Consider the following 23,050-nt stretch of genomic DNA (forward strand, 5'->3'; position numbering starts at 1 on the left):
CCTTCCGGCCGGCACGCCGAGAGCACGCTCCCCCACGACGCCGCGCGGCCGCCCTCCGGGCGACGACGCCACTTTCGCAACAGGCCCTAGCGCCGTGACCCGGCCGTAGGGTTCATGCATGACGTCAGCCGCCGTACGTGTACAGGGGCTCTGGAAGCGGTTCGGGCAGCAGATAGCCGTTGCCGGGATCGATCTGGAACTGCCCGCGGGGAAGTTCATCGGACTGGTCGGGCCGAACGGGGCCGGGAAGACCACCACTCTCTCCATGGTGACCGGCCTGCTCCGCCCCGATCAGGGCACCGTCGAGGTCGTCGGGCACGACGTGTGGCGCGACCCGGTGGCCGTGAAGGCGCGGATCGGTGTGCTGCCCGAGGGGCTGCGGCTGTTCGAGCGGCTGTCCGGGCGCGAACTGCTCGGCTACTCCGGCCGGTTGCGCGGGCTGCCCGGGGCCGAGGTCGACAAGCGGGCCGCGCAGTTGCTGGACGTGCTCGACCTGGCCGGGGCCCAGCACAAGCTCGTCGTCGACTACTCGACCGGCATGCGCAAGAAGATCGGCCTCGCGGCCGCACTCCTCCACAATCCCGAAGTGCTCTTCCTGGACGAGCCGTTCGAGGGCGTCGACCCGGTGTCCGCGCAGACCATCCGGGGCGTCCTGGAGCGGTACACGGCCTCCGGCGCCACCGTCGTCTTCTCCTCCCACGTCATGGAACTCGTCGAGTCCCTGTGCGACTGGGTCGCCGTGATGGCGGCCGGCCGCATCCGCGCCCACGGCCCCCTCGCCGAGGTCCGCGGCGACGCTCCATCCCTGCAACAGGCGTTCCTCCAGCTCGTCGGCGCGGGCGGCCGCGACGCCGGCACCGACCTGGACTGGCTGGGCGGCGGGGCCCGATGACCGCCGACATCACCCGGACCGTCGTACAGCTGAAGCTGTCGCTGCTCAGGAACGGGCTGCGGCGGTCCGGGGGACGGCGGGCCGCCTACGTCGCCTCGGCGGTCGTCGTGGTGCTCTTCGGGGCGCTGCAGCTGATCGGGCTGGTCGCGCTGCGCGGGCACGCGCACGTCGAGGCCGTGGTCGTGCTGCTGACGGCCGTGCTGGCGCTGGGCTGGGCCGTGATGCCGCTGTTCTTCCCCAGCGGCGACGAGACCCTCGACCCGACGCGGCTGGTGATGCTGCCGCTGCGGCCCCGGCCGCTGGTGCGCGCGCTGCTGGTCGCCTCGCTGGTCGGCCTGGGGCCGCTGTTCACGCTGCTCCTGCTGACGGGTTCGACGGTCGCGGTCGCCCACGGAGGTACGGCGTACGCCGTCGGAGTCGTCGCCGTCGTCCTCGCCCTGCTGGTGTGCGTGGCCCTCGCGCGGGCCGTCGCCGCCGCCAACGTGCGGCTGCTGACCAGCCGCAGGGGGCGTGATCTCGCGGTGCTGAGCGGGCTGGTCGTCGCGATCGGCGCGCAGTTGGTCAACTTCGGGGCGCAGCGCCTGGGTTCGAGCGGGCTGGGCACACTCGCGCCGGTCGGGGACGTCGTGCGCTGGGTGCCGCCGGCGTCGGCGATCGGCGCGGTGGACTCGGCGAGCAAGGGCTCCTACGGCACCGCTGCCGCCCAACTCGCCCTGACAGCGGGCGCGTTGGTGGCGCTGATCGCCGTATGGTCCCGGCACCTGACCCGGCTGATGACCTCGCCGGACGGCTCGACCCTGCAGCCCGCCGCCGAACCGGGCGCCCGTGAGCGCGCCTCCGGCGGCCTGGCCCGGCTGCTGCCCACCGGGCGCACCGGCACCGTCATGGAACGCAGCCTGCGCTACGTCTGGCGCGACCCCAAGACCAAGGCGGCCTGGGTCACCTCCCTGGCCATCGGCGTGATCGTGCCGGTGTTCAACGCGCTGCAGGGCACCGGCTCGATCTACTTCGCGTGCTTCGCCGCCGGGATGCTCGGCATCCAGATGTACAACCAGTTCGGGCAGGACACCTCGGCGTTCTGGATGGTCGCGGCCACCATCTCCTCCGCCCAGGACGCCTACGTCGAGCTGCGGGGGCGGGCCCTGGCCCTGCTGGTGATCACCCTGCCGTACGCCGCGCTCGTGACGGTACTGACCACGGCGATGCTCGGCGACTGGCCGCGGCTGCCGGAGGTGCTCGGGCTCTCCATCGCGCTCCTCGGCGCGATGCTGGCCACCGGCGCGTGGACCTCGGCCCGCTTCCCGTACTCCATCCCGCAGGAGGGCCACAAGAACGTCGCCCCCGGCCAGACCGGCCTCGCCTGGATCTCCATCTTCGGCGGCATGGTCTCCGCGGCCCTGCTGTCCGCCCCGGTGATCGCCGCGACGATCTGGGTGAACGTGGCGGAGGGCGGCGACCGGTGGAGCTGGCTCCTGCTGCCGGTGGGCGCGGCCTACGGCGCGACGATCACCTGGGCGGGACTGCGTCTGGCGGCACCGCGGACGGCGGCCCGCCTGCCGGAGATCCTGGCGGCGGTCAGCAAGGGGTGAGGGTCACCGGGTGCTGAGGACGGTGTCGAGAAAGGGCTCGATGGCCGCGAGCCACGCCTCCGGCTGGTCGTAGTGGACCAGGTGACCGGCGTCCGTCACCTCCGCGTACTCCCCGCGCGGCAGCACCCGCACCATCTCCTGCGCCTCCGCCCGCCCCAGCTCGCCGTCGAGCCCCCGCACCACCAGCGCGGGGCACCGCACCTGCGCCAGCTCCTCCCAGTGCGCGTCGTACACCCAGGTCTCCCGGGACCTGAGCATCTGCTCGGGGTCGAAGACGGGCCGCCAGCCGTCGGCGGACTCGTGCATCACCTCGGCGTAGAACTCCCCGCGCGCCGGATTCGGCCGCTCCACCCAGGGATCGTCCTCGCCGAACCACTTGCGTACGTCGGCCAACGTGGCGAAGGGGAGGGGCCAGGACGCGAACCAGTCGGCCCACTCCCGCTGCGAGGCGGCCCCGAGCGCGGAGGCCCGCATGTCGCAGATGACCAGGCCCCGCACCAGATCGGGCCGTTTCGCGGCCAGCTGCCAGGCGGTCAGGGCGCCCATGGCGTGACCGATGAGGACGGCCGGACCGAGACCGAGCTGCTCGAGCGTCGCCTCCGCGTCCTCGACGTACGCCTCCCGGGTGAACGCGGCGTGCGGGGGCTTCTCGCTCTGGCCGTGGCCCCGCTGGTCGAGAGCGACGGCGCGGTGCCGCCCGGACAGCCGGCGGGCGGTGGCGGCCCAGTGCGAGGCGCGGCCCATCAGGCCGTGCAATAACAGCACCGCGGGGGCCCGCTCCTGGTCGACGGCCGACTCGCCCCCGTGCGCCGGGTCGCTCTTGGGCTGGTCCCCGAACTCCCAGGCCGCGAGGCGTACGCCGCCCGCCCCGGTCACGTCGATGCGTCGCGCCATGGTCCTGGCCCCCCTGCTCCGCCGTTGCCGTGCACTCACTCCTGAAGCGCGGATCCCGCCTGTCCCGTCACCCGCAGACTATCGAATGGGTATTCGAAAATGCCGTTTCCGCGAGCAACACCCCTCGTTCGAGTGACCACAGTCAAGGAATGATCGCCGCCGCCGAGGGGAGATCTTCAGCGGGAGGCGGACCGCTCGGGGAAAACGGTCCGAGGGGGATGACCCTGAGAGCTCGGGGCTCCGGGTCAGCACAGGGGAGGACAGGCCCCGGCGCCACACGGCGCCGGGGCCATCCACACGTCCGCGGCACATCCCACTCCCCCCTCGGTCATATGCCTCACGCGACAGCCTCGCACGCGAGACCGCGACACGCCCCGCATTCGACGCACCGAATCCCGGCTGTGACCCGAGCCCCCGCGAACCGACCGGAGCAGTAACCGTCGGCTGTCAGCGCTTGGCGACGAACACGTGGGAGGCCACGTCCGCCTCCAGCTCGGCGGCCTCACCGCCGCTGCCCACCAGCACACCACCCGGCGACTGAGTCACGCTCACCACCGAACCGGGCTGCACACCCGCGCGACGCAAGGTGTACATCAGCTGCGCGTCCGTCTGGATCGGCTCGCCGATACGGCGCACCACCACCGTCTTCCCGTCGGAGCCCGGGTCGAGGTCGGCCAGCGAGACCATGCCCGCGTCAAGGAACGGATCGGCGCCGTCCTTCTCCCCCAGCTCCTCCAGGCCGGGGATCGGGTTGCCGTACGGCGACTCCGTCGGGTGCCGCAGCAGCTCCAGCACACGCCGCTCCACGGCCTCGCTCATCACGTGCTCCCAGCGACACGCCTCCGCGTGCACCTGCTCCCACTCCAGGCCGATCACGTCGACCAGCAGACACTCAGCGAGCCGGTGCTTGCGCATCACGCGCGTGGCGAGCCGGCGGCCCTCGTCCGTGAGCTCCAGGTGCCGGTCGGCGGCCACGGCGACCAGACCGTCCCGCTCCATCCGCGCCACCGTCTGGCTCACGGTCGGCCCGCTCTGGTCCAGCCGCTCGGCGATCCGGGCGCGCATGGGGACCACACCTTCCTCCTCCAGCTCGAGGATGGTGCGGAGATACATCTCCGTGGTGTCGATCAGTCCGGACATACGTGCCCCTCGATGAGATCTGCCGGAAGCACGAGCAGCTTCCCGGCGCGTGCGCTGGCCCTGACTTCAATTCTGACGCATACCACTGACAACCGTGCCGCACCGTTGGAACCACGGGGTTACGCCCGGGTACCGGCAGCCGCGCACCCCGCACCGACCGCCCCCGGCGCCCGTATTGACACGGCACTGGTCCAGACCGCACCGTGATCCGCGGCACGACGCGACACCGACACCCCACGCCGCCCCGGAAGGACCCGCATGAGCGACGGCACACTGGCCGACCGGTTCCTCGACGCCGCGATCGACCTCCTGCGACGGGTCCGCGAGGAGGAGGCCGACAACATCGCCGCGGCCGGCACCCTGCTCGCCGACACCGTCGCCGACGGGGGCCGCCTCTTCGCCTTCGGCGCCGGCCACTCCTCCCTCCCCGCCCAGGACGTCGTCTACCGCGCCGGCGGCCTCGCCCTGATGAACCTGCTCGCCGTACCCGGCGTCGTCGGCGTCGACGTCATGCCGGCCACCCTCGGCTCCGCCCTCGAACGCGTCGACGGCCTCGCGAGCGCCGTCCTGGACACCTCGCCGCTGCGCGCCGGCGACGCCCTGGTGATCATCTCCCTGTCCGGCCGCAACGCGCTCCCCGTCGAGATGGCCGTGAACGCCCGCGCCCTCGGCGTCAAGGTCATCGGCCTGACCTCGGTGGCGTACGCGTCCGAGACCAGCTCCCGCCACGCCTCCGGCACCTACCTGCGCGACCACTGCGACGTCGTCCTCGACTCCAAGATCGCCATCGGCGACGCCACCCTCACCCTCGACACCGTCCCGGCCCCCTTCGCCCCCGCCTCCACGGTCGTCACCAGCGCGATCATGCAGTCGGTGATGGCCACGGCCGCGGGCGCCCTCGCGGAACGGGGCATCGAACCCCCACTGCTGCGCTCCGGCAACGTGGACGGCGGCCACCAATGGAACGGCCGCGTGATGGAGGAATACGGCGACCGGATCTTCTACCGGCGCTAGCGAGAGCTTCTGCCGGCGGTCATCGGACCTTCTCCCGGCAGCAGCCGGACCTCAGCCGCCCCCGCCCACCGCTCCCGCCAGATCCAACGCCACCGCGATCCGCACCGCCACGTCCTCCGCGTACACCGCGTCGGCCCGCTCGAACTGACTCCGCCCGCTCCCCCGCAGAAACGTCACCACACCCAGCGTCCGCCCCCGGCTGCGCAACACCGCGCACAACGCGTGCACCGCGTCCGACGGCCACTGCCGGGCCACCGCCCACTCCCGCGCCTGCTCGGCCGCCACCGCCCCCACACTGGCCCGCACCGAGCCCGCCCGCTCCACGCACTGCAGCGCCGGATGCCCCGGCCCGTACCGCACCGGCAACCCCGCCCGCCCCGTCAGCAGACTCGGCCCCGGCGCCCCCGAAGGCGTCGCGGCCACCCGCACCAGCCGCACGGGCGCCTCCACGGCCCCGTCGACCACCGCACCCCCCGCCACCCGGTCGATCAACGCGTGATCCGCGAACCCGGCCAGCGCGAAGTCCAGATGGACCGTCGCCGCCTCCAGCGGATCCTCACACTCCGCCGCCGCCCGAGCCGCCCGGTGCAACTGGTTCGTACGGAACCGCTGCAGCGAAGCCTCCTGCTCGCCCTGCTTGCCCTCCGTCACGTCCTGGAACAGCCAGCCCACACCCAACGGCACCGGCTCCTCCGCCAACGGAGACGCCAGCCGCACGAACCCGCACCGCCAGCACCGCCGCTGCTCACCCTCCGACGTCCGCACACTCACCCAGATCTCGGCCGGCGCGGGCGGCGCGCCCTCCGCCAGCACATGCGTGAGCGCGCTCTCCAGCTCCTCGACCCCCTGCGCCAGCAACTCGCCGAGCGGCCGCCCCAGCGCCGACGTACGCCCGATCCCGAGCGCACGCGCCGCGTGCGCGTTCACCACCGCGGGCCGCAGATCCGCGTCGACGAGCACCACACCCCAACTGGCGTCCTCGAACAACGCCTCACTGAGCGCGATGGACCGCTCCAGATCTATCTGCGTGTGCACCTCACTGAACGCGCAGTAGACCCCGGCGGGCTTCCCGTCCGGCCCCCGCACGGCGGCCGACTGCGTCCGTACGAGCACCCGCCCGCCGTCCTTCGTCAGCAACGCGAACTCGTGCACCTGCCGCCCGGGAGACTCCATGGCGGACATCAGCCGCCCCTCGACCTCCTCGGCGTCGGCCTCCCGCACCGCCCACCCGGCGAACCCGTGCCGCCCCACCGCCTCGGCCGCCGTCCACCCCAGGATCCGCTCCGCCTCACGGTTCCAGTGGGTGACGACCCCGCCCGCGTCGAAGGCACACAGCGCCGCGTCCATCCCGTCGAGCAGCGCGGCCAGCAGGTCCGAGCCGTCAGGGCCCACGGGACCGGCCCGCTCGGGCTCGTCCGGCCCCAGCTCATCGGTGGTCCCACTACGCCGGGAAGCACTCACCTGGACCCCCTGCCAAGCTGCGTCCGCAGGTACGGCGCGTCGGTTCACTCACTCGCAATCATCTAACTGGAACGTGACGCAGCACACACCGAGTTCCCCAAGATTGAAGGAATCGTTGCCGACCGCATCAACTCCACCATCACCCCTGACCCAGACGAAGATCAACCCAGAGATCACTCTCCCCGTCGAGCACATACCGCTCGATCTCCACGAACCCGAGCTTCTGCGCGAACCGCAACCCGTCCTCATTGGCCGCCAGCACGCACGTCTCGACACCCCGCGCGCCCAGAACACGCGCGTGCGCGAGCCCCCGCTCGTACAGGCAGGCCCCGAACCCCCGCCCCCGGTACTCGGGCAGCACGCGTGCGATGACGGTCGCGACGGCCCCCTCCCCCTCCGGCGGCCGCACGGTCGAACACCCCACGAGCACATCCCCGAGATACGCGTTCTCCAGCCGGTACCGCCCAAGCCGCTCCCGTGCCTCGTCCAGCGACATGGCCGCCGGCGGCACGACAACGTTGTGGACATGCCGCCACTCCTCCAGCATGTCCTCCCCGTGCACGGCCTCGATCCGCAGCTCCCGTCGCCGCGCGTACACCTCGACCTCGATCCGCATCCGCGGATCCGCCAGCCCGCACACCATCATCGTCGCCGCCGGCCGCACCTCCCCGAACGCCCGGCGCAGCACGGGCCAGCACGGCTCGAAGTCCTCCCGCTCCGGCAGCAGATACCGCACCCGCACCACGTCCTCGAACGTGCACCCGGCCTCGGCCAGCGCGTCCCCGACGTTCCGCAGACACTGCTCGGCCTGCTCCACCACGTCCTCGGAGATCGTCATCGCCGCGTAGTCGAACCCGGTGGTCCCGGACACGTGCACCCAGTCCCCGTCCACCACGGCCCGGGCATACCCGATCTGCTCCTCGAACGAAGAACCACTGAGAACCGCGCGTCGCTGTGTCATGCGCGGAACGCTAATCGAGGCGCCCTGGGTCCTTCTCCCGAAAAAAGCGGTTGATCGGGGGCCGAGCCGTTCCTAGGGTGTGGGGTACACGGAAGGGAGGTGGTTCGGAAGATGTATGAAGACCGGACGCGTGAGGTGGCTGCGGGCTAGCGGCTCGCCACCACACCGAGTGCGGTGCCGGACCAGCGCGTGAGCGAAACGCGCAGCCGGCCCAATCCCAAGCAGTCACCCGACCCGCGAGCTCGCCGGTATGTCCGGCCGGCTTCTCCGCCGAGGCGGAGGGACCAGAGCTCGCGGGTCGTCTGCGTTCAGTGGGCGATGCTGTCGTATCCCTCGATCTCGCGCGGGCCGCGTGCCGCCGGGCCCACGTAGCGCGCCGACGGACGCACCAGTCGGCCCGTGCGCTTCTGCTCCAGGATGTGCGCGGACCAGCCGGCCGTGCGCGCGCACGTGAACATCGACGTGAACATGTGCGCCGGCACCTCGGCGAAGTCCAGGATGATCGCCGCCCAGAACTCGACGTTCGTCGCCAGGACGCGGTCGGGGCGGCGGGCGTGGAGTTCCTCCAGGGCCGCCTTCTCCAGAGCCTCGGCGATCTCGAAGCGGGGCGCGCCCAGTTCGCGGGCGGTGCGGCGCAGCACGCGCGCGCGGGGGTCCTCGGCGCGGTAGACGCGATGCCCGAAGCCCATCAGGCGCTCGCCCCGGTCGAGGGCCTGCTTGACGTACGCCTCCGCGTCCCCGGTGCGCTCGATCTCCTCGATCATGTGCAGGACACGGGAGGGGGCGCCGCCGTGCAGCGGGCCCGACATCGCTCCCACGGCGCCGGAGAGCGCCGCCGCGACATCCGCGCCGGTCGACGCGATCACCCGCGCGGTGAACGTGGACGCGTTCATGCCGTGCTCGGCGGCCGACGTCCAGTAGGCGTCGACGGCGGCGACGTGCTTCGGGTCCGGCTCTCCGCGCCAGCGGATCATGAACCGTTCGACGACCGACTGCGCCTTGTCGATCTCGCGCTGCGGGACCATCGGCAGCCCCTGTCCGCGCGCCGACTGGGCGACGTACGACAGGGCCATCACGGCGGCTCGGGCCAGGTCCTCGCGGGCCTGGGCGGCGTCGATGTCCAGGAGCGGTTTGAGGCCCCACACGGGCGCCAGCATGGCGAGCGCCGACTGGACGTCCACCCGGATGTCGCCGGAGTGGACGGGGATGGGGAACGGTTCGGCGGGCGGCAGGCCGGGATTGAAGGCGCCGTCGACCAGCAGCCCCCAGACGTTGCCGAACGAGACGTGACCGACCAGGTCCTCGATGTCGACGCCCCGGTACCGCAGGGCGCCGCCCTCCTTGTCCGGTTCGGCGATCTCCGTCTCGAACGCGACGACTCCCTCGAGCCCGGGTACGAAGTCGGACATCAGGCGGCTCCTCGTGAGGTGGTACGGCAACCGGAACGGCACCAGCACGATATCCCCGGGTGTCACTTTTGGGGAGGGTTCACGGCACTCAGTGCCATGGAGGCCCTGCGATACGGCATCCGGGCGTACGGCAAGATGACCGCGTGACCGACCGAGACGCCGTCCCCCTCGATCCCGCCGCGATGCGCAAGCAGTACCGGGCCGAGGGCCTCGCCGAGTCCGAGCTGGCCGCGACGCCCGTGGAACAGTTCGCGCACTGGTTCGCGCAGGCCGCCACCGAGGCCCATCTGTTCGAGCCGAACGCCATGGTCGTCTGCACGGCGAACGCGCAGGGACGCCCCAGTTCCCGGACGGTGCTGCTGAAGCAGTTCGACGAGCAGGGCTTCGTCTTCTACACCAACTACGACTCCCGCAAGGGCCGCGACCTCGCCGAGAACCCGTACGTCTCGTTGCTCTTCCCGTGGCACCCGATGGCCCGCCAGGTCATCGTCAGCGGCGTAGCCCGCCGCACCGGCCGGGACGAGACCGCCGCCTACTTCCGCAGCCGTCCGCACGGCTCCCAGCTCGGTGCCTGGGCGAGCGCCCAGTCCAGCGTGATCCCCTCCCGCGCCGAACTCGACGCCTCCTACGCCGAGCTCGCGGCCCGCTACCCGGAGGGTGAGCAGGTCCCCGTCCCGCCGCACTGGGGCGGCTTCCGGGTGGCCCCGGAGACGGTGGAGTTCTGGCAGGGCCGCGAGAACCGGCTGCACGACCGGCTGCGGTACGTGGCGGAGGCGGACGGGAGCTGGCGGGTGGAGCGGCTCAGTCCCTAGCGGTCCCCCGGCCGAGGACCCCGTCCAGGATGTCGGCCCACTGCGCCACCACCCGCTCCCGCCGCCCCCCGTCGTCGGTCAGCAGGTTGGCCAGGCCCAGGCCGCGGGACATGTCCAGGAGGCCCTGGACGGTTTCGCGGACGCCTGGGCGGGATTCGTCGGCGCCGAGGAGGTCGATCGCGATGCGGTGGGTCTCGCGGCCGACGTGGGCTTCGAGTTCGGTGACGCGGGGGCGGAGCTGGTCCTCGTTGGAGGCGGCGACCCAGAGGTGGAGGGCGGCGCGGAAGAGGGGGCCGGTGTAGAGGTCGACGAGGGCGGCGATCACCGCGCGGCGGTCGCCCGCCGCGCCCTCGGGGAACAGGGCGCGCAGGGCGGTGGAACGTTCCTCGGCGACGTATTCGACGGCGGCGGTGAAGAGGTCCTCGCGGGTGGGGAAGTGGTGTTGGGCGGCGCCTCGGGAGACGCCGGCGCGTTCCGCGACGACGGTGACGGTGGAGCCGGCCCAGCCGTGTTCGGCGAGGCAGGCCACGGCGGCTTCCAGGAGCCGCTGCCGGGTGGCCCGGCTGCGGTCCTGTTTGGGCACGCGCTCGGCGCGTTCTTCGCGTTCCTCGCGTTCGTCCGCGGTGGTCACAGTGCCCATAGGGGGTCCCGTCGTTCCAGGAAGGCCGTCATTCCCTCGCGGGCCTGCGGGGAGGAGAACAGCCGGGCCGAGAGCGCGGTGAGGTCGGCCGCGTCGCGGTCGAAGGCCTCCAGCACTCTGGCCGTGAGCAGTGCTTTCGTTTCGGCCAGGCCTTGCGGGGAGGCTCGGCGCAGTCCGTCGAGGACGGGTTCCAGTACGGCGTCGACGTCGTCGCCTGCGGCGGTCACGAGGCCGATGCGGGCGGCCTCCGCGGCGTCGAGGCGTTCGCCGGTGAGGTAGTAGCGGGCGAGGGCGCGGGGGTCCGTACGGGGCAGCAGGGGCAGGGAGATGACGGCGGGGGCGACGCCGATGAGGACCTCGGTGAAGGCGAAGGTGGACGGGGTGGAGGCGGCCGCGATGTCGCAGGCGCCGAGCAGGCCGAGGCCGCCCGCGCGGACGTGGCCGGTGACCCGGGCGACGACCGGTTTGCGCAGTTCGACGATCTGCCGCAGCAGTGCCACGAGGGTGTCCGGGTGGGGCGGGTCGCGCAGGTCGGCGCCGGCGCAGAAGGTGTTGCCTGTGTGGGTGAGGACGACCGCGCGGACGTCGCTGTCCTTGGCGCAGTCGGTGAGCGCTTCGGCGAGTTCGGCCACGAGGGCGGCGGAGAGCGCGTTGCGGTTGGCCGGGGAGTCGAGGCTGAGGGTCTCGACTCCCCGCGCGCGCGTGTGTCCGATCAACGTCATGCGCGCTCCTGGGGTTTCCGCAGCTGTCGGCGGAGGATCTTGCCGGAGGCGGCGCGGGGGACGCCGTCGATGAAGGTGACCTGGCGGACGCGCTTGTAGGGGGCGACGCGTTCGGCGACGTACATCATGACCTCGCCTTCGGAGAGGTCGGTGGCGGTGGGCTGGCGGACCACGTAGGCGTGCGGGACCTCGTTGTGGTCGTCGTTGTAGACGCCGATGACGGCCGCGTCGGCGATGCCGGGGTGGGTGAGCAGCAGGGCCTCCAGTTCGGCGGGGGCGACCTGGAAGCCCTTGTACTTGATGAGTTCCTTCACCCGGTCGACGACGAACAGCCAGCCGTCGGCGTCGACGTGGCCGACGTCGCCGGTGTGCAGCCAGCCGCCGGTGTCGATCATCGCGGCGGTGGCGTCGGGGCGGCCGAGGTAGCCCTTCATGACCTGGGGGCCGCGCATGAGGATCTCGCCGGACTCGCCGACGCCGAGGTCCTTGTCGGGGTCGTCGAGGGAGACGATGCGCATCTCGGTGCCGGCGATGAGCTTGCCGACGGTGCCGGGCGGGGCGTCGCGCATGGCCTCGCGGGGGACGACGTGGGTGCCGGGGGACAGTTCGGTCATGCCGTAGGCCTGGCCGACGGGCGGCAGGCCGAGCCGCCGGGAGCAGGCCGCGGCGAGCTGGGCGTCCAGGGGTGCGGCGGCGCTGAGGATGTACTGAAGCGACGACAGGTCGTACTGCTCGACCGCGGGGTGCTTGGCGAGGGCGAGGACGATCGGCGGGGCGGCGTACAGGCCGGTGATGCGGTGGTTCTGGATGGCGGCGAGGAAGGTGTCGAGGTCGAAGCGGGGCAGGACCACGACCGTGGCGCCGAGCCTGAGGGGCGCGTTCATGAGGGCGGTCAGGCCGTAGATGTGGAAGAACGGCAGGACGGCGAGGATGCGTTCGCCGGGGCCGGACGGCATGACGGACTGGAGCTGGGCGAGGTTGGTGGCGATCTGCCGGTGGGTGAGCATCACGCCCTTGGGGATGCCGGTCGTACCGGAGGAGTACGGCAGCGCGGCGACGTCCTCGGCGGGGTCGATGTCGACCACCGGTTCGGGCGCGGTGGAGGCGAGCATGTCGATGAGGGAGCGGTGGCCGGGCGCGCTGTCGCAGACGAAGATCTCCCGTACCCCGCCCGCGAGTTCGGCCGCCCTGCGCGCACTCTCCAGGAGCGGGGAGACGGTGACGATCCAGCGGGCCGCCGAGTCCCGCAGCTGCTTGGCGAACTCCTCGGGCGTGGCCAGCGGGTGCACGGTGGTGACGGAGGCACCCGCGCGCGTGGCCGCGTAGAAGGCGGTCGGGAAGGCGACGGTGTTCGGACTGTGCAGGGCGAGGACGTCGCCCTTGCGGACGCCGGCGTCGGCGAGCCCCGCCGCGACACGCCGGTGGAAGCGGTCGAGTTGTTCGTACGTGAGGGTGGTGCCGTCGGTCCCGTCGATCAGGGCGGGCGCGTCGCCGTACTCGGCGGCCCGGCCCAGCACCGCGTCGTGGATGGGCAGGTCGACGGCCGCTACATCGGCGTACTCGCTCCGGAACACGGTTCCTCCTAGTACGACTTGGGCAGGCCCAGGGTCTGGTGGGAGACGTAGTTGAGAATCATCTCCCGGCTCACGGGAGCAATACGAGCCACGCGCGCCGCGGTTATCAACGAGGCGAGCCCGAACTCGCGGGTGAGGCCGTTGCCGCCGAGGGTGTGCACGGCCTGGTCGACCGCCTTCACGCAGGCCTCCCCCGCCGCGTACTTCGCCATGTTGGCGGCCTCACCGGCGCCGGCGTCGTCCCCGGCGTCGTAGAGGTGGGCGGCCTTCTGCATCATCAGGCGGGCGAGTTCGAGGTCGATGTGCGCCTGGGCGAGGGGGTGGGCGATGGCCTGGTGGGCGCCGATGGGGGTGTTCCAGACGGCGCGGTCGCGCGCGTACTCGACGGCGCGCGTGAGGGCGTAGCGGCCCATGCCGATCGCGAAGGCGGCGGTCATGATCCGCTCGGGGTTGAGGCCGGCGAACAGTTGGAGGAGACCGGCGTCCTCGTCGCCGACCAGGGCGTCGGCGGGCAGCCGTACGTCGTCCAGGACCAGCTCGAACTGTTTCTCCGCGGCCTGGAGTTCCATGTCGATCTGGCGCCGGGTGAAGCCTTCGGCATCGCGCGGGACGATGAAGAGGCAGGGCTTGAGGCGCCCGGTGCGCGCGTCCTCGGTGCGGCCGACGATGAGGGTGGCGTCGGCTATGTCGACGCCGGAGATGAACACCTTGCGGCCGCTGAGCAGCCAGTCGCCGGTGTCCGGGTCGCGGCGGGCGGTGGTGGTGATGCGGTGGGAGTTGGAGCCGGCGTCGGGTTCGGTGATGCCGAAGGCCATGGTGCGGGTGCCGTCGGCCAGGGCGGGCAGCCAGGCGCGCTTCTGGGCGTCGGTCCCGAAGCGGGCGATGACCGTGCCGCAGATCGCCGGGGAGACGACCATCATGAGCAACGGGCAGCCGGCGGCGCCGAGTTCTTCCAGGACGATGGAGAGTTCGGTGATCCCGCCGCCCCCGCCTCCGTACTGCTCGGGGAGGTTGACGCCGAGGTAGCCGAGCTTTGCTGCTTCGGACCAGAGCGCCTCACGGTCGAAGGTTCGGCCATGGCGTCTGCCGAGGGCGGCGACGGCCGCGCGCAGGGCCTTGTGTTCCTCGGTCTCCAGCATGACGCTCACTGCTCCTCCTCCACGACGGCCAGCAGCGCGCCGACCTCCACCTGCCGGCCGGCGCTCACGTGCAGGGCGCTGAGCGTCCCCGTGACCGGTGCCGTGATCCTGTGCTGCATCTTCATCGCCTCCAGCCACAGCAAGGGCTCTCCGGCCCGTACGGCGGCTCCCACGGCCAGTCCTTCGGCCACCCTGACGACCGTCCCCGGCATGGGGGCCAGGAGGGAGCCGGGGGCGTGCTGGGCGGCCGGGTCGGGGAAGCGGGGCAGCGCCTTGAGGGCGTCCGCGTTCACGTACACCTCGTCGCCGTACCGCGACACCGCGAACTTCCACTGGACGCCGTCCACTTCGAGGACGACGAGGTCGGGCGCGGCGTGCACGACCCGCACCCCCTCCGCCTCCAGGGCGCCTCCGCGCGCGTGCCGGTAGTGCACCTCATGCTCCTCGCCCCCCGTCGCGTACCGCTTGACCTGCGGCTGGGACGGGAGGTTGCGCCAGCCGCCGAAGCGGGAGCCGTTCGAGCGCGCGTCGGCGAGGGCGGCGGCCAGGGGGGCGTACGGGTCGGGGGCGGGCGCAGTGAGATCGAGCAGGTGGCGGTCGTAGAAGCCGGTGTTCATGCGGGCCGAGGTGAACTCCTCGTGGCGCAGGGAGCGGATCAGGAGGTCGCGGTTGGTGGTGGGGCCGTGGAGCGTGGCGCGTTCCAGGGCGCCGGCCAGTTTGCGGACGGCTTCCGCGCGCGTGGGGGCGTGGGCGACCGCCTTCGCGAGCATCGGGTCGTAGTGGACGCCGATGGTGTCGCCGTCGGTGTAGCCGGTGTCGAGGCGGATGCCGGGGACGGTGAGGCGGTGCAGGGTGCCGGTCTGGGGGGACCAGTCGTGCGCGGGGTCCTCGGCGTAGAGGCGGGCCTCGACGGCGTGCCCACGCGCGCGTGGCGGCTCGGAGTCGAGTGCGTGGCCCTCGGCGACCCGGAGTTGCAGGGCGACCAGGTCGATGCCGAACACGGCCTCCGTGACGGGGTGTTCGACCTGAAGGCGGGTGTTCATCTCCAGGAAGTCCGCCTTGTCGGCGGCGACCAGGAACTCCACCGTGCCCGCGCCGACGTACGAGACGGCGCGCGCCGCGCGTACGGACAGCACGCGCAGCTCCTCTTCGAGCTCCGCGGAGAGTCCGGGCGCCGGTGCCTCCTCGATGACCTTCTGATGGCGCCGCTGGAGGGAGCAGTCGCGCGTGCCCAACGCCCACACCGTGCCGTGCGTGTCGGCGAGCACCTGCACCTCGACATGGCGGCCGTTCTCGACGTACGGCTCGACGAACACCTCGCCGTCCCCGAAGGCGCTCGCGGCCTCAGCGCGCGCGCCCTCCAGCGCGCCGCTCAGCTCCTCGAGACGGCGCACGACCCGCATCCCGCGCCCGCCCCCGCCCGCGGCCGCCTTCACCAGCACCGGCAGGTCGGCCTCGGTCACGTCGGCCAGGGGCGCTAGCCCCATCAGCTCCTTGGCGCGGGTCTTGGACGCCATGGCCTCGATGGCGGACGGGGACGGCCCGATCCACACCAGCCCGGCGTCGACGACCGCCCGCGCGAAGTCGGCGTTCTCGGAGAGGAAGCCGTAGCCGGGGTGCACGGCGTCCGCGCCGGCGGCGATCGCCGCCTTCACGATCAGGTCGCCGCGCAGATACGTCTCCGCGGGCGCCGCGCCCGTCAGCCGTACCGCCGTGTCGGCCACGCGCGCGTGGAGCGCGTTCTCGTCGGCGTCGGAGTGCACGGCGACCGTCCGGATGCCCAGCTCACGGCAGGTGCGGAAGATCCGGCAGGCGATCTCGCCCCGGTTGGCGACAAGGACAGAAGTGATCATGGAAGTCACTGGATCCCTCACATCCGGAAGACGCCGAAGCCGCCGCGCGCGCCCTCGTAGGGCGCGGTGTGGACGGCCGAGAGGCACAGGCCGAGGACGGTGCGGGTGTCCCGCGGGTCGATGACGCCGTCGTCGTACAGCCGTCCGGACAGGAACATCGGCAGCGACTCGGACTCGATCTGCTGTTCCACCATGGCGCGCAGGGCGGCGTCCCCGTCCTCGTCGTACGGCTGCCCCTTCGCCGCCGCCGACTGCCGGGCGACGATCGACAGGACGCCGGCGAGCTGCTGCGGGCCCATGACGGCCGACTTGGCGCTGGGCCAGGCGAAGAGGAAGCGCGGGTCGTACGCCCGCCCGCACATGCCGTAGTGCCCGGCGCCGTAGGAGGCGCCCATCAGCACCGACAGGTGCGGGACGCGGCTGTTGCTCACCGCGTTGATCATCATCGCGCCGTGCTTGATGATCCCGCCCTGCTCGTACTCCTTGCCGACCATGTAGCCGGTGGTGTTGTGCAGGAAGAGCAACGGGATGTCGCGCTGGTTGGCGAGCTGGATGAACTGGGCCGCCTTCTGGGACTCCTCGCTGAAGAGCACCCCCTGAGCATTGGCGAGGATGCCGACCGGATAGCCGTGCAGCGTGGCCCACCCGGTCGCCAGGCTCGTCCCGTACAGCGGCTTGAACTCGTCGAAGTCCGAGGCGTCGACGATCCGGGCGATGACCTCACGCGGGTCGAAGGGGGTCTTCAGGTCGCCCGGGACGATGCCCAGCAGCTCGTCGGCGGAGTACTTCGGGGGCTCGGCCGGACCCGGATCGCCGTACGCCTTGCGGTGGTTGAGGCGGGCGACCACGCGCCGTGCCTGTCGTAGCGCGTCCGGTTCGTCGACGGCGAAGTAGTCCGCGAGGCCCGACACGCGCGCGTGCATCTCGGCGCCGCCCAGGGACTCGTCGTCGCTCTCCTCGCCGGTGGCCATCTTCACCAGGGGCGGCCCGCCGAGGAACACCTTGGCGCGCTCCTTGACCATGATCACGTGGTCGGACATGCCGGGGATGTACGCGCCCCCGGCCGTCGAGTTGCCGAAGACGACGGCGATCGTCGGGATCCCGGCCGCCGAAAGCCGCGTCAGATCCCGGAAGATGGCGCCACCGGGAATGAAGATCTCCTTCTGGGAGGGCAGATCGGCGCCTCCGGACTCCACCAGGCTGATGCAGGGCAGGCGGTTGGCGAGGGCGATGTCGTTGGCGCGCAGGGCCTTCTTCAGCGACCAGGGGTTGCTGGCGCCGCCGCGCACGGTCGGGTCGTTGGCGGTGATCAGGCACTCGACGCCCTCGACCACCCCGATACCGGTGACGAGCGAGGCACCGACCGCGTACTCGCTGCCCCAGGCGGCCAGCGGCGACAGCTCCAGGAAGGGCGTGTCCGGGTCGAGCAGCAGCTCGATGCGCTCGCGGGCCAGCAACTTCCCGCGTTTGCGGTGCCGTTGGACGTACTTCTCGCCCCCGCCCGCCAGCGCCTTGGCGTGTTCGGCCTCCAGGTCGGCCAGCTTGGCGAGCATGGCCTCGCGGTTGGCCCGGTAGTCCGGACCGGCGATGTCCAGGCCGGAGTGGATGACGGTCACAGGAGAGCCTCCGGGATGTCCAGGTGGCGGGAGCGCAGCCATTCGCCGAGGGCCTTGGCCTGCGGATCGAAGCGGTGCTGGGCGGCGACGCCCGCGCCGAGGATCCCCTCGACCACGAAGTTCAGGGCGCGCAGGTTGGGCAGGATGTGCCGGGTGACGGGCAGGTCGCGGGTCTCGGGGAGCAGCTCGCGGAACCGGGCCACGGACAGCTCGTGCACGAGCCACCGCCAGGCCTCGTCACCGCGCACCCACACCCCCACGTTGGCGTTCCCGCCCTTGTCCCCGCTGCGGGCCCCGGCGACCAGCCCGAGGGGCGCGCGCCGGACGGGGCCGTCCTGCAGTGGTTCCGGCGGCAGCTCGGGCTCCGGTGGATCCTCGAGTACGAGGGTGTCGTGGGCCGGCGCCACCGGCTCCCGGCGTCCGTCGTGGTGGACGGCAACATGGTTGACGGCACCATGGGGGACGTACACATCCTCGAAGACCCCGTAGGGCGCGCCCTTTCCGGGTGGCGCCAGCACATGGAAGCCCGGGTAGCTGGCCAGCGCCAGTTCGACGGCGGCCCCGCTCAGCGCCCGCCCGACCGTACCCTCGTCCGGGTCCCGCACGACGAGCCGCAGCAGCGCGCTCGCCGTCTCCTCGGTGGACGCGTCGGGCCGGTCGGTCCGGGCCAACTCCCAACGTGCATCGGCCACTTTGCTGACCACCGGCTCCATCTGCTCCCGTACGAGGGCCGCCTTGGCTTCGATGTCGAGGCCGGTGAGGACGAAGGCGACCTCGTTGCGGAAGCCGCCGAGGCGGTTGAGGCCGACCTTGAGGGTCGGGGGCGGCGCCTCGCCGCGCACCCCGTCGATCCGCACCCGGTCCGGCCCCTCCCGGGTGAGCCGCACGGTGTCAAGGCGGGCGGTGACGTCCGGCCCGGCGTACCGGGCGCCCCCGGTCTCGTACAGCAGCTGCGCGGTGACGGTCCCGACGTCGACGAAGCCGCCGGTGCCGGGGTGCTTGGTGATGACGGAGCTGCCGTCCTCGTGGATCTCGGCGAGCGGGAAGCCCGGCCGCCGCACGTCACGGCCGCCCTCCGCGAAGAAGGCGTAGTTGCCGCCGGTGGCCTGCGTCCCGCACTCCAGGACGTGCCCGGCGACGACGGCCCCCGCGAGCCGGTCGTACTCCCCCGGCCCCCATCCGAAGTGCGCGGCGGCGGGCCCGGTGACCAGCGCGGCGTCCGTCACGCGCCCGGTGACCACGATGTCCGCGCCCGCCCGCAGACAGGCCGCGATGCCGAAGCCGCCGAGGTAGGCGTGGGCGGCGAGGCTGTCCGGATGGCGGGCCTTGAGATCGTCGCCCTCGACGTGGGCGACACGGACGGGGATGCCGAGCCGGTCGGCCAACTGCCGTACGGCGCCGGCGAGTCCGGCGGGGTTGAGCCCCCCGGCATTGGTGACGATCTTCACCCCTCGCTCGTGGGCGAGCCCCAGCCCCTCCTCCAACTGACGCAGGAAGGTGCGGGCGTATCCGGCACCGGGGTCCTTGAGCCGGTCCCGGCCCAGGATCAGCATGGTCAGCTCGGCCAGATAGTCCCCGGTCAGCACGTCCAGCTCACCGCCGGTGAGCATCTCGCGCATGGCGTCGAAACGGTCGCCGTAGAAGCCGGAGGCGTTGCCGATGCGCAAGGCAGTCGTCATTCCCCGGCCCCCTTGGGCGTGCGCCCGGCGCCCGGGGGGCCGGCGAAGGCCTGGGCGATGTCCAGCCAGCGGTCGGCGTCGGGGCCGAAGGCTTCGAGGGCGAGGTCGGCGCGGTGGGAGCGCTGGGTGACCAGGAGGCAGAAGTCGAGGACTGGGCCGGTGACGCGGTCGTCGGCGTCCTCGGGGCCGTAGACCCACAACTCGCCGGACGGGGAGGTGAGTTCGATCCGGAACTCCTCGAACGGTACGGGCAGTCCGTGCACGCCGAAGGCGAAGTCGCGGGTGCGGACGCCGAGGCGGACGATGTGCCGGAGCCGGTCGGTCGGGGTGCGTGCCACGCCCAGCGCGTCCGCCACGTCCCCGCCATGCGCCCAGGTCTCCATCAGGCGGGCGGTAGCCATGGAGGCGGTGGACATGGGCGGGCCGTACCAGGGGAAACGGGCGTTCTCGGGTGCGGTGCGCAGGGCCTCCTCCAGCGCCTTGCGTCCGGCACGCCAGTCGGCGAGCAACTGCTCGGGCGGCTTTCCGGCTCCCTCCTGCGCGCCGTTGTCGACGAAGTCGCCGGGTGCGGTCAGCGCCTTCTCGACCTCGCGGGCGAAGGCGTCCTGGTCGGTCACGGCCAGCACGGAGGAGTGGTCGGTCCAGGCGAGATGCGCGATCTGGTGGGCGACGGTCCAGCCGGGCGCCGGGGTCGCGAGCGCCCACTGCTCCGGACTCAACTCGGCCACGAGCAGGTCGAGTTCCTCGCTCTCCGCGCAGAGATCGTCGATCACGGGCGTCGGGTCAGCCATGGGGCGAGCATGGCAGGGCCGCCAGAAACAAGCAAGCGTGCTTGCATTATTCCTTTTCCACAGGTCTGGCACCTGTGCGCGGCCAAGTGGCTACTCTCAGTTAATGGAGGTGGTCGCCGTGCATATCCGCGAACTTGATCCCAGTGCGTCGCCGCTGGACTACTACGGCTTCGAGCTGCGGCGCGCCCGTGAGGCAGCGGGGCTGACCCAACAGGCGCTCGGTTCGATCGTGTTCTGTACGGGGTCGCTGATCGGCCAGGTCGAGACGACGCTGAGGGTGCCGACGCGGGAGTTCTCCGAGCGGGTGGATGCGGCGCTGGGGACGGACGGGACGTTTTCGAGGCTGGTGGGGTTGGTTCTACGCAACCAGTTGCCGAGTTGGTTTCAGCCGTATGCGGAGATGGAGGCACGGCGGCGTACATCTCCGCGTTCCAGGCTCAGGTGGTCTACGGGCTGCTGCAGACCCCGGCGTACGCGCGAGCGCTTCTTGGGGTCCGCGAGGACGGCGACCTCGACACCAAGGTGGCCGCGAGGCTGGATCGGCAGCGCATCCTGAACCGGGACGAACCGCCGATGATGTGGGTGTTGAGCGAGGCAGTGCTGCATCAGGAAATCGGTGGCCGGGAGGTCATGCGGGAGCAACTGGCGCATCTGCTGACCATGCAGAAGCGCCAGTGGCTGGACATCCAGGTGCTGCCGTTCGAGGCAGGCGCGCACACGGGGCTGATGGGCTCGTTCAACCTCCTGCGCTTCGCGGACGACCCGGACCTCGTCTACACGGAGGACTTCATCCAGGGGCACATGACGGCCAACACGGACGCTTTCAAGGAAGGTTCAGCCCGTTACGATCATCTTCAGGCCGCGGCCCTCTCGGTCGAGGACTCGGCGGCGCTGATCGCCGGCGTACGGGAGGAACGGTATGCAGAACCATCAGGACCTGACCGGGGCGCGGTGGCTTAAGTCGTCGTACAGCGGCGACACCGGAGGCGACTGCGTGGAGGTCGCCGACCTCGCCCCCCACACAGCCGTCATAGCCGTCCGCGACTCCAAAAACCGCCCGGCAGGGGTCGTCACCCTCAGCCCGGCCACCTCCTCCGCCTTCGTCCGGGGTGCCGTCGAGAACGGAAATTGACGCGCGCCGTCCGCCGCCACGCTGTACGGTCCCCCGGTGATCGATGAGGACGGGTACTTCGGGAAGTCCGTCGCGGCGGGGTATGACGAGTCGTCGGCGGAGATGTTCGCGGCGGACAGGCTGGATCCGGCTGTCGACGTGCTGGCGGAGCTGGCCGGCGGCGGGCGGGCGCTGGAACTCGGCATAGGCACCGGGCGGGTCGCTCTGCCGCTCGCGCGCAGAGGCGTCGAGGTGCACGGCATCGACATGTCCCGGGCGATGGTCGAGCGGATGCGGGCCAAGCCCGGCGGTGACGCGATCGGGGTGACCATCGGGGACTTCGCGACGGCCAAGGTGGCGGGCACCTTCTCGCTGGCGTACCTCGTGTTCAACACGATCAACAACCTGACCTCGCAGGACGCCCAGGTCGACTGCTTCCGCAACGTCGCCGCGCACCTGGAACCCGGCGGCCGCTTCGTCATCGAGGTCGGCGTTCCCGATCTGCGCCGACTGCCGCCCGGGCAGAACGCCGTGCCGTTCCATGTCGGAGACGGCCGGCTCGGGTTCGATCTCTACGACGTCGCCACCCAGTCGATGAGCTCGCACCATGTGCGGGTCGACGGGGAGGGCCACGGCTCGTATCTCGCCGTCCCCTTCCGCTACGTCTGGCCCTCGGAGCTCGACCTCATGGCCCGGCTGGCCGGGATGCGGCTGCGCGACCGGTGGGACGGCTGGACCCGGGAGCCCTTCACGAGCGAGAGCCGACAGCACGTGTCGGTCTGGGAGAAGTCTGCCGGCTGACCGCGTCCGGAAAGAGGCCGTCAGGCCTCCGGCAGCGGCGCCTTCCCCCGTCCCGCCTGCGTCCGCACCGCTCCGATGCTCGCCCCGATGACCAGGGCGATCGCGGCGGCCTGCAGGAGGCTCAGGGTCTGGCCCAGGATGAGGAAGCCGGCCGTCGCGGCGAGGGCCGGTTCCAGGCTCATCATGATCGCGAAGGTGGGCGCGGGCAGGCGGCGCAGGGCCAGGAGTTCCAGGGTGTACGGGAGGACGGAGGACATCACAGCCACCGCCGAGCCCAGCGCGATCGTCACCGGGTCGATCAGCTTCGTGCCCGACTCGGCGATCCCGAGCGGCAGCATCAGCAGCGCACCCACCGCCATTGCCAGCGCCAGCCCGTCGGCCTGCGGGAACCGCCGCCCCGTACGGGCGCTGAAGACGATGTACGTCGCCCACATGGCCGCCGCGCCCAGTGCGAAGGCGACGCCCACCGGGTCGAGGTCGCCGAAGCCACCGCCGCCCAGGAGGAAGACGCCCGCGAGGGCGAGGGCGGCCCACACGGCGTTGACCAGCCGGCGGGAGGCGAGAACGGACAGGGCGAGCGGGCCGAGGACCTCGAGGGTGACCGCCGCGCCGAGCGGGATGCGGTCGACGGCCTGGTAGAACAGGCCGTTCATGGCGCCCAGGGTGACGCCGAAGGCGATCACGGTGCCCCAGTCGGTGCGCGAGTGACCGCGCAGCCGGGGGCGGCAGACCAGCAGCAGGACGACGGCCGCGGCGAGCAGGCGGAGGGTCACGACGCCGAACGCGCCCGCCCTCGGCATCAGGTTCACCGCCAGCGCCGCACCGAACTGCACGGACACGCCGCCGGACAGCACCAGGCCGATCGGGCCGAGCGAGCCCCGGCCGCGCGGGGGCGCGGAGGTGGACGTCGCCGTCGGCGAGGAAGTGGTCGTGCTGGGGGTGGTCACGGGCG

The 23,050-nt window shown here is 72.0% G+C and carries 20 protein-coding genes and 1 pseudogene; 7 read left to right on the forward strand and 14 right to left on the reverse strand.

Translation table 11 applies throughout. The features are described 5' to 3' along the window. The first annotated feature begins 118 nt into the window (after window positions 1-118). Both ACIRVK_RS38500 and ACIRVK_RS38505 read left to right on the forward strand, forming a co-directional pair. A complete protein-coding gene (locus ACIRVK_RS38500) occupies window positions 119-892 on the forward strand; it encodes an ABC transporter ATP-binding protein (protein WP_404255626.1) in 774 nt (257 codons plus the stop codon). Continuing rightward, complete coding sequence (locus ACIRVK_RS38505) at window positions 889-2,481, forward strand: transporter (RefSeq protein WP_404255628.1); 1,593 nt, start codon at window positions 889-891, stop codon at window positions 2,479-2,481. The genes ACIRVK_RS38500 and ACIRVK_RS38505 overlap by 4 nt, the downstream gene beginning before the upstream one ends. 3 nt (window positions 2,482-2,484) lie before the next feature. Here the strand turns inward: ACIRVK_RS38505 and ACIRVK_RS38510 are convergent, their stop codons facing one another. Then, window positions 2,485-3,375 carry an alpha/beta fold hydrolase gene (locus ACIRVK_RS38510; protein WP_404255630.1) on the reverse strand — a complete coding sequence of 297 codons (891 nt, stop codon included), beginning with the start codon at window positions 3,373-3,375 and terminating at the stop codon, window positions 2,485-2,487. Between the two features lie 447 nt (window positions 3,376-3,822). Next, window positions 3,823-4,515 carry a metal-dependent transcriptional regulator gene (locus tag ACIRVK_RS38515; protein WP_404255632.1) on the reverse strand — a complete coding sequence of 231 codons (693 nt, stop codon included), beginning with the start codon at window positions 4,513-4,515 and terminating at the stop codon, window positions 3,823-3,825. 258 nt (window positions 4,516-4,773) lie between these two features. Here ACIRVK_RS38515 and ACIRVK_RS38520 point away from each other — a divergent pair, with 258 nt between their 5' ends. Then, a complete protein-coding gene (locus tag ACIRVK_RS38520) occupies window positions 4,774-5,529 on the forward strand; it encodes an SIS domain-containing protein (RefSeq protein WP_404255634.1) in 756 nt (251 codons plus the stop codon). A gap of 51 nt (window positions 5,530-5,580) precedes the next feature. On the opposite strand, the gene ACIRVK_RS38525 is transcribed toward ACIRVK_RS38520, so the two are convergent. From ACIRVK_RS38525 to ACIRVK_RS38535, 3 genes are all read right to left on the reverse strand, one after another. Beyond that, a complete protein-coding gene (locus ACIRVK_RS38525; protein ID WP_404255636.1) occupies window positions 5,581-6,990 on the reverse strand; it encodes a PAS domain-containing protein in 1,410 nt (469 codons plus the stop codon). A gap of 139 nt (window positions 6,991-7,129) precedes the next feature. Further along, window positions 7,130-7,951 carry a GNAT family N-acetyltransferase gene (locus tag ACIRVK_RS38530; RefSeq protein WP_404255638.1) on the reverse strand — a complete coding sequence of 274 codons (822 nt, stop codon included), beginning with the start codon at window positions 7,949-7,951 and terminating at the stop codon, window positions 7,130-7,132. Window positions 7,952-8,259: 308 nt separating this feature from the next. Beyond that, window positions 8,260-9,360, reverse strand: coding sequence for a citrate synthase 2 (locus ACIRVK_RS38535; protein WP_404255640.1), 1,101 nt, complete (start codon window positions 9,358-9,360; stop codon window positions 8,260-8,262). A gap of 143 nt (window positions 9,361-9,503) precedes the next feature. On the opposite strand from ACIRVK_RS38535, the gene pdxH reads away from it, so the two are divergent. Continuing rightward, window positions 9,504-10,172 carry a pyridoxamine 5'-phosphate oxidase gene (pdxH, locus tag ACIRVK_RS38540; RefSeq protein WP_404255642.1) on the forward strand — a complete coding sequence of 223 codons (669 nt, stop codon included), beginning with the start codon at window positions 9,504-9,506 and terminating at the stop codon, window positions 10,170-10,172. On the opposite strand, the gene ACIRVK_RS38545 is transcribed toward pdxH, so the two are convergent. The 8 genes from ACIRVK_RS38545 to ACIRVK_RS38580 are packed head-to-tail and all read right to left on the reverse strand — an operon-like array spanning window position 10,162 to window position 20,186. Then, window positions 10,162-10,812 carry a TetR/AcrR family transcriptional regulator gene (locus ACIRVK_RS38545; RefSeq protein ID WP_404255644.1) on the reverse strand — a complete coding sequence of 217 codons (651 nt, stop codon included), beginning with the start codon at window positions 10,810-10,812 and terminating at the stop codon, window positions 10,162-10,164. The genes pdxH and ACIRVK_RS38545 overlap by 11 nt on opposite strands. Next, window positions 10,800-11,534 (reverse strand): enoyl-CoA hydratase family protein, encoded by a 735-nt coding sequence (locus ACIRVK_RS38550; RefSeq protein ID WP_404255646.1) that lies wholly within the window; start codon window positions 11,532-11,534, stop codon window positions 10,800-10,802. The genes ACIRVK_RS38545 and ACIRVK_RS38550 overlap by 13 nt, the downstream gene beginning before the upstream one ends. Further along, on the reverse strand, window positions 11,531-13,108 hold the full coding sequence (locus ACIRVK_RS38555; RefSeq protein ID WP_404255648.1) for a 4-coumarate--CoA ligase family protein: 1,578 nt from the start codon (window positions 13,106-13,108) through the stop codon (window positions 11,531-11,533). Before ACIRVK_RS38555 ends, ACIRVK_RS38550 begins: the two co-directional genes overlap by 4 nt. 8 nt (window positions 13,109-13,116) lie before the next feature. Beyond that, window positions 13,117-14,247 (reverse strand): acyl-CoA dehydrogenase family protein, encoded by a 1,131-nt coding sequence (locus ACIRVK_RS38560; protein WP_404255706.1) that lies wholly within the window; start codon window positions 14,245-14,247, stop codon window positions 13,117-13,119. Between the two features lie 5 nt (window positions 14,248-14,252). After that, window positions 14,253-16,100 (reverse strand): acetyl/propionyl/methylcrotonyl-CoA carboxylase subunit alpha, encoded by a 1,848-nt coding sequence (locus ACIRVK_RS38565; RefSeq protein ID WP_404255650.1) that lies wholly within the window; start codon window positions 16,098-16,100, stop codon window positions 14,253-14,255. A 17-nt stretch (window positions 16,101-16,117) separates the two neighbouring features. Then, on the reverse strand, window positions 16,118-17,758 hold the full coding sequence (locus ACIRVK_RS38570) for an acyl-CoA carboxylase subunit beta (protein ID WP_404255652.1): 1,641 nt from the start codon (window positions 17,756-17,758) through the stop codon (window positions 16,118-16,120). Beyond that, window positions 17,713-19,395, reverse strand: coding sequence for an acyclic terpene utilization AtuA family protein (locus tag ACIRVK_RS38575; RefSeq protein ID WP_404255654.1), 1,683 nt, complete (start codon window positions 19,393-19,395; stop codon window positions 17,713-17,715). Before ACIRVK_RS38575 ends, ACIRVK_RS38570 begins: the two co-directional genes overlap by 46 nt. Further along, complete coding sequence (locus ACIRVK_RS38580; protein ID WP_404255656.1) at window positions 19,392-20,186, reverse strand: TIGR03084 family metal-binding protein; 795 nt, start codon at window positions 20,184-20,186, stop codon at window positions 19,392-19,394. Before ACIRVK_RS38580 ends, ACIRVK_RS38575 begins: the two co-directional genes overlap by 4 nt. 103 nt (window positions 20,187-20,289) lie before the next feature. On the opposite strand from ACIRVK_RS38580, the pseudogene ACIRVK_RS38585 reads away from it, so the two are divergent. From ACIRVK_RS38585 to ACIRVK_RS38595, 3 genes and pseudogenes are all read left to right on the forward strand, one after another. Further along, window positions 20,290-21,146, forward strand: a pseudogene (locus ACIRVK_RS38585) (helix-turn-helix domain-containing protein). Next, a complete protein-coding gene (locus ACIRVK_RS38590) occupies window positions 21,106-21,318 on the forward strand; it encodes a DUF397 domain-containing protein (RefSeq protein ID WP_404255658.1) in 213 nt (70 codons plus the stop codon). The pseudogene ACIRVK_RS38585 and the gene ACIRVK_RS38590 overlap by 41 nt, the downstream one beginning before the upstream one ends. Window positions 21,319-21,354: 36 nt before the next feature. Further along, complete coding sequence (locus ACIRVK_RS38595; protein WP_404255660.1) at window positions 21,355-22,098, forward strand: class I SAM-dependent DNA methyltransferase; 744 nt, start codon at window positions 21,355-21,357, stop codon at window positions 22,096-22,098. A 20-nt stretch (window positions 22,099-22,118) separates the two neighbouring features. Here ACIRVK_RS38595 and ACIRVK_RS38600 read toward each other — a convergent pair whose 3' ends face one another. Further along, the gene (locus ACIRVK_RS38600; RefSeq protein ID WP_404255662.1) at window positions 22,119-23,045 is read right to left on the reverse strand and encodes an EamA family transporter; all 927 of its coding nucleotides are present in this window, start codon (window positions 23,043-23,045) and stop codon (window positions 22,119-22,121) included. Window positions 23,046-23,050: the final 5 nt, after the last annotated feature.

Source organism: Streptomyces sp. NPDC101152, assembly GCF_044768275.1.
Lineage (GTDB): Bacteria > Actinomycetota > Actinomycetes > Streptomycetales > Streptomycetaceae > Streptomyces.

Coding starts and splice junctions, on each gene's coding strand:
- ACIRVK_RS38500 (WP_404255626.1), top strand. CDS start 119: ATGACGTCAGCCGCCGTACGTGTACAGGGGCTCTGGAAGCGGTTCGGG.
- ACIRVK_RS38505 (WP_404255628.1), top strand. CDS start 889: ATGACCGCCGACATCACCCGGACCGTCGTACAGCTGAAGCTGTCGCTG.
- ACIRVK_RS38510 (WP_404255630.1), bottom strand. CDS start 3,375: ATGGCGCGACGCATCGACGTGACCGGGGCGGGCGGCGTACGCCTCGCG.
- ACIRVK_RS38515 (WP_404255632.1), bottom strand. CDS start 4,515: ATGTCCGGACTGATCGACACCACGGAGATGTATCTCCGCACCATCCTC.
- ACIRVK_RS38520 (WP_404255634.1), top strand. CDS start 4,774: ATGAGCGACGGCACACTGGCCGACCGGTTCCTCGACGCCGCGATCGAC.
- ACIRVK_RS38530 (WP_404255638.1), bottom strand. CDS start 7,951: ATGACACAGCGACGCGCGGTTCTCAGTGGTTCTTCGTTCGAGGAGCAG.
- ACIRVK_RS38535 (WP_404255640.1), bottom strand. CDS start 9,360: ATGTCCGACTTCGTACCCGGGCTCGAGGGAGTCGTCGCGTTCGAGACG.
- ACIRVK_RS38545 (WP_404255644.1), bottom strand. CDS start 10,812: ATGGGCACTGTGACCACCGCGGACGAACGCGAGGAACGCGAAGAACGC.
- ACIRVK_RS38550 (WP_404255646.1), bottom strand. CDS start 11,534: ATGACGTTGATCGGACACACGCGCGCGCGGGGAGTCGAGACCCTCAGC.
- ACIRVK_RS38560 (WP_404255706.1), bottom strand. CDS start 14,247: ATGCTGGAGACCGAGGAACACAAGGCCCTGCGCGCGGCCGTCGCCGCC.
- ACIRVK_RS38565 (WP_404255650.1), bottom strand. CDS start 16,100: ATGATCACTTCTGTCCTTGTCGCCAACCGGGGCGAGATCGCCTGCCGG.
- ACIRVK_RS38570 (WP_404255652.1), bottom strand. CDS start 17,758: ATGGCTGCGCTCCCGCCACCTGGACATCCCGGAGGCTCTCCTGTGACC.
- ACIRVK_RS38575 (WP_404255654.1), bottom strand. CDS start 19,395: ATGACGACTGCCTTGCGCATCGGCAACGCCTCCGGCTTCTACGGCGAC.
- ACIRVK_RS38580 (WP_404255656.1), bottom strand. CDS start 20,186: ATGGCTGACCCGACGCCCGTGATCGACGATCTCTGCGCGGAGAGCGAG.
- ACIRVK_RS38590 (WP_404255658.1), top strand. CDS start 21,106: ATGCAGAACCATCAGGACCTGACCGGGGCGCGGTGGCTTAAGTCGTCG.